This is a genomic window from Photobacterium sp. OFAV2-7, assembly GCF_022347985.1.
Classification (GTDB): domain Bacteria; phylum Pseudomonadota; class Gammaproteobacteria; order Enterobacterales; family Vibrionaceae; genus Photobacterium.
In genome coordinates, this window is sequence record NZ_JAKRFQ010000347.1 from 1 (window position 1) to 4,991 (window position 4,991).

At 50.1% G+C, this 4,991-nt stretch carries 5 protein-coding genes; all 5 read right to left on the minus strand.

Annotated elements, in window-relative coordinates; all coding sequences use genetic code 11:
• The coding region (locus tag MHN01_RS16375) for a transketolase (protein WP_239412320.1) at nt 1-1,228 on the minus strand (1,228 nt) is incomplete at its 3' end.
• Nucleotides 1,229-1,318: 90 nt separating this feature from the next.
• Nucleotides 1,319-2,269, minus strand: coding sequence for a transaldolase (gene tal / locus MHN01_RS16380; RefSeq protein ID WP_075762656.1), 951 nt, complete (start codon nt 2,267-2,269; stop codon nt 1,319-1,321).
• A gap of 449 nt (nt 2,270-2,718) precedes the next feature.
• Nucleotides 2,719-3,123: a SirB2 family protein gene (locus tag MHN01_RS16385; RefSeq protein ID WP_075762657.1), complete on the minus strand. Its 405-nt coding sequence runs from the start codon at nt 3,121-3,123 to the stop codon at nt 2,719-2,721.
• 70 nt (nt 3,124-3,193) lie between these two features.
• Nucleotides 3,194-3,337 carry a hypothetical protein gene (locus MHN01_RS16390; RefSeq protein WP_175577493.1) on the minus strand — a complete coding sequence of 48 codons (144 nt, stop codon included), beginning with the start codon at nt 3,335-3,337 and terminating at the stop codon, nt 3,194-3,196.
• Nucleotides 3,334-4,991 (minus strand): nitric-oxide reductase large subunit (locus MHN01_RS16395; protein WP_239412321.1); only part of this gene is annotated, 1,658 nt, incomplete at its 5' end. The genes MHN01_RS16395 and MHN01_RS16390, both read right to left, overlap by 4 nt.

Sequence of the window (4,991 nt, forward strand, 5' to 3'; positions counted from 1 at the left end):
GTACACCGTAGTGGATGTAGTTACCAGTGAAGTCGTTTGCTTCAAGAGACTTAGAACCAGACCACATAGTCAGGTTAGAAGGCGCAAGGTCAGCAGAACCGCCCATGAATTCTGGTAGCAGTTTACCAAATGCTTCCAGTGCGTTCTGAGATGCTTTACGTGAAGCGATGTTCGCAGGGTTTGCCTGAAGATCAGCGATGATTGCGTTTGCTTGCTCTTCCCATTGTGCTGGTAGCTCGCCAGAAGTACGACGTTTGAACTCAGCAGCTAGCTCTGGGTGAGCAGCAGCGTATGCTTCGAACTTCGTGTTCCAAGCGGCTTCTTTAGCGGCGCCTGCTTCTTTCGCATCCCACTCAGCAGCAACGTCTGCAGGGATTTCGAAAGGACCGTGGTTCCAGCCAAGGAATTCGCGGGCAGCAGCAATTTCTTCAGCACCTAGTGGAGCACCGTGACAGTCGTGAGAACCCGCTTTGTTTGGTGAACCGAAACCGATGATAGTTTTGCAGCAGATCAGAGTCGGCTTGCCAGTTTCCGCTTTCGCCGCTTCGATAGCTGCGTTGATTGCTTCTGGATCGTGACCGTCTACTGCTGGAATTACGTGCCAGCCGTATGCTTCGAAACGCTTAGGTGTGTCGTCAGAGAACCAGCCTTCAACTTCACCGTCGATAGAGATACCGTTGTCATCCCAGAACGCAATCAGCTTGCCAAGGCCTAGTGTGCCAGCAAGAGAACATGCTTCGTGAGAGATACCTTCCATCATACAACCGTCACCCAGGAACGAGTAGGTGTAGTGGTCAACGATATCGTGGCCGTCGCGGTTGAACTGGTCAGCCATTGCTTTTTCAGCGATCGCCATACCAACAGCGTTGGTGATGCCCTGGCCTAGTGGACCAGTTGTTGTTTCAATGCCTGGTGCGTAACCGTATTCTGGGTGACCAGGTGTTTTAGAGTGAAGCTGGCGGAAGTTTTTCAGATCATCGATAGATAGATCGTAGCCAGTAAGGTGAAGCAGAGAGTAGATCAGCATCGAACCGTGGCCGTTCGACAGGATGAAACGGTCACGGTCAGCCCAGTCTGGGTTTTGTGGGTTGTGGTTCATGTGGCTGCGCCACAGTACTTCAGCGATGTCCGCCATACCCATAGGTGCACCTGGGTGGCCTGAGTTTGCCTGCTGTACACCGTCCATGCTCAGTGCACGGATTGCATTTGCTAACACTTTACGTTCCATATTGGTTTCCACTATAGAATTTATTTGAATCAAAAACGTTAAAAAGGAAGAAAGCGGCTTGTCGGCCGCTTTCTTGAATATGTCTAAGGCTTACAGGCGCTCAGCAATCATTGCTTCTAGCTTGCCCTGGTCAACGGCGAAGTTACGGATACCTTCAGCCAGTTTCTCAACCGCCATTGCATCCTGGTTGTGCTCCCATAGGAACTCAGCGTGACCCATAGCAGCTGGACGTTCTTTCAGCTCAGTTGTTGCAACTAGTTTTTGAACAACTTCACCTGTTGCATCTTCCAGGTCTTGCAGTAGCTGTGGGCTGATAGTCAGACGGTCACAACCGGCTAGTTCTAGAATTTCACCAGTGTTACGGAAGCTTGCGCCCATAACAACAGTATTGTAGCCGTGTTCTTTGTAGTAGTTGTAGATGTTAGTTACAGAGATAACACCTGGATCTTCCTGCGCTTCGAAGTCACGGCCTTCTTTCGCTTTGTACCAGTCCATGATGCGGCCAACGAAAGGAGAAATCAGGTAAACACCAGCTTCTGCACATGCACGCGCCTGAGCGAAAGAGAATAGCAGAGTCAGGTTACAGTTGATGCCTTCTTTTTCCAGTACTTCCGCAGCACGGATACCTTCCCAAGTAGACGCTAGCTTGATAAGGATACGGTCGTTAGTGATACCGGCATCGTTGTACATTTTGATTAGCTGGCGAGCTTTAGCGATGCTGCCTTCAGTGTCGTAAGAAAGACGAGCGTCAACTTCAGTAGAGATACGGCCAGGAACGACTTTCAGGATTTCTTTACCGATGTTTACTGCAAGCATGTCGCAAGTATCTTGAACCTGCTGCTCTTTGTCGTCGCTCTGAGCTTTAGCGTAAGCAATTGACGCATCAATAAGAGGAGCATACTCAGCGATCTGTGCAGCTTTCAGGATCAGCGATGGGTTTGTAGTCGCATCTTCAGGCTGATACTTGCTGATAGCCTCAATGTCGCCAGTGTCAGCAACAACAGTTGTTAGCGCGCGCAGTTGTTCCAGTTTAGTGCTCATATCTTTCGACCTTCAAAGTGTTAGGGCTTGTCTTATTGCTAGCTAAAAGTGTAGCCAGAAAAGGTAGTTTTACCTGTAATTAACCCAAATGTTTCAAACCAAAAACACAGTCTGTGAACATATGGATCATCAAAGAACAATTGATGTGATGATAATTAGCTTTTTGCTGCAAATTGTCAATTGTTTAGGGTATCAAATCGTGCCTTGATCGCATTTTTATGATGTTTTAAGACTGTTTTGCCTATTGGTACAGGTTGAAACTTGCTCTTATGGCTTGAGTCGAATGTTTTGTGTGTGAGCATATGATCTGGTGTGTGAACTTTTGCTCGCAATTGTGGGCAAAAAAAGCCTCTCGATTCTGCGAAGGAATGGTGACAGCTGCATATAGTTGTTGAGGGTAAGACGTATTGTGGCCGACAAGAGCACTGACGCTCTTGTCAGTATGGGGGTTATAGAAACAGGGAATAGCCTGGTAATGAGTCGAGCGCGAAGTATTTGCTAATGGCGAGATGGACAATAAACATCAACCAGCCCATTGCGCCGGTGAATAAAGCCCATCGCTGCCAGTTGGTTTTTGCCTTTAGGGCAAACGCACCACAAAGGATGTACGCTACCACGCACATGAGTTTGACTGATAACCAAGGGGCGGCAGGTGTAAACGGGACAAAGCCGGTGAGGTTGATCAGGGCAAAGCCGCTGGTAAGTAAGAAGGAATCATTAATATGCGGGATAACCTTCAGTACCCGGTTATCTGCCAAGGGGGAGTGGCGGCAGCGCAGGCCGAAACGCAGAACAAATAAACTGATGCTGAGTATCACGGTGAACAGGTGAAAAGATTTGATGGTCAGATACATAATATGCTCACAGGAGAAAACGGCTCAGACCGCCTGATATCATGTCGATACCGGACGGCCTGAGTGGAGGTTACAGAACAGCGGGAGTTATCCATCCCATCTCAACGGACAACTGAACAAACAGCTGTGGCAGGCTGGTCAGTACGGCACTGCCGAGATAAATCCCCGAAATAGCCAGTAAGACTTTAAGCCCGGATAGGATGTGTCTGCTCATCGTGCTAGTACCTCTGTCTTGTTACCTAACTTGATAGCCTGAACAATCAGTTTGGCCAGGAAGATTCCCAGGAAGATACCGCCAGCACCGAACAGCATGTCACCCGGCATACGTAGCCAGACCAATGTCTCTACGAGCGGACTGTGCAGCACTTCCGGCGAGCGGGCAAACCAGTAGCCGTTCTCGATGACAGCGAAGAACTGAACTAGGCCCACAGGTAGCAACGACATAGCCAACATGGCAGCCAGACCAATGTTCAGTGACCAGAAGGCCCATTTCAGCCATTTGTCATCCCAGCCTCGGGTATCACCCGCCAGACCACGCAGGCAGAACAACATCAGACCAATACCTAGCATGCCGTAAACGCCCATAAACGCACCGTGGGCATGGGTAGCTGTGGTGTTCAGGCCCTGGATAAAGTACAGCGCGACTGGTGGGTTGATGAGAAAGCCAAGTACACCGGCACCGACAAGGTTCCAGAATGCCGTCGCGACAAAGAACATGATTGCCCACTTGTAGCGCGCCATCCACGGTGTGGTATTGCGCATGCGGTAGCTTTCAACGGCCTCGAATCCGATAAGCGCGAGCGGTACAACTTCCAGTGCGGAGAAGATTGAACCCCAGGCAATGACTGATGTTGGTGTACCAGTAAAGTACAGGTGGTGCAGCGTACCGATCAGGCCGCCAGTTAGGAAAACAACTGTGGCGAACAGTACTGCGCTATTGGCAGTAGCTGCGCGTACCAGGCCTAGGCGAACAAACATCAGAGCAATAACAGAGGTGGCAAAGGTTTCAAAGAAGCCTTCCACCCACAGGTGTACTACCCACCAGCGCCAGTATTCTGCAATCGCCAGGTTGGTGTGTTTGCCCTGGAACAGACCGGCACCATAGAACAGGCCGATAGCCACACAAGAGGCATACAGTACCCAGATCACTGCACGCATTTCACCTTGCTGCGAAAGCGCCGGGCGAATTGCACGGGTTACCAGTGCCAGCCAGATCAACAGGCCAACCAATAGCAGAACTTGCCACACGCGGCCGAGATCGATGTATTCCTGACCCTGATGGCCTAGCAAGTAGCTGGTATCGAGATCAAAGTACTGCTGAACAGCCAGCCATTCACCGGCCATCGAGCCGAGTACGACAACAACCAGTGCGATCCAGAGAACATTGACGCCCAGACGCTGGAACTTAGGTTCATGGCCAGACAGTGCTGGTGCAATATAAAGTCCGGTTCCTAACCATGCCGTTGCGATCCAGAAGACAGCTAGCTGGGTATGCCAGGTTCGGGTTACCGAGTAGGGTAGGATTTCTGAAAGAGGAATGCCGTAAAAGTCCTGACCCTCAACACCATAGTGCGCGGTAATACCACCAAGGAAAACCTGTAATAGGAATAAGCCAACTGCAGTAAAGAAGTACTTACCTACTGCTTTTTGAGACGCCGTTGGCTTGCCGTCAAACAGAGGATCGTATTTCGGCGGTGTCGGTAGCGGCTCGTGTTTTAGTGCCGCGTGATACCAGGCCAATGCGCCCACACCGGCAATCAGAACAACCACACTCAAGATAGACCAGACAATATTGCTGGATGTTGGTGTATTGCCTACAACCGGATCATAAGGCCAGTTATTGGTGTAGGTGTAGTTTTGGTCGACAC